The organism is Nocardioides abyssi (genome assembly GCF_030412915.1).
GTDB classification, from domain to species: domain Bacteria; phylum Actinomycetota; class Actinomycetes; order Propionibacteriales; family Nocardioidaceae; genus Nocardioides; species Nocardioides abyssi.
The window spans coordinates 1-278 of the sequence record NZ_JAUHJR010000160.1 but is presented as its reverse complement, the minus strand read 5'-3'; the positions used below and the strand labels follow the sequence as shown (position 1 = coordinate 278).

The following is a 278-nucleotide window of genomic DNA, read 5'->3' as shown; positions in this document are numbered from 1 at the left end:
CGACCACGGTGTTGAAGGTCTGCAGCAGCCCGCCGGCCGACTGCGGCAGGACGGAGTCGACCTTCTCCAGCACCGTCGAGGCCCGCACCATGGGGGTCACGCCCGCGATGCGCGAGCCCGACACGGCCACGCCCAGCGCCCAGGCCACCAGCAGCACCGCGACCGCGCTGAGAGCCGCGCCGCCCACCGCGTCGAGGGCGCGCACCGGCTGCCAGGTGATCCGCGAGCGCAGCCGGGCACCGACGTCCTGCAGGGTGGCCTGGCCCAGCGATGCGGCC

At 75.9% G+C, this 278-nt stretch carries 1 pseudogene; it reads right to left on the bottom strand.

The features are described from left to right. Positions 1–278, bottom strand: a pseudogene (locus tag QWY29_RS20325) (MarP family serine protease); the annotation flags it as partial.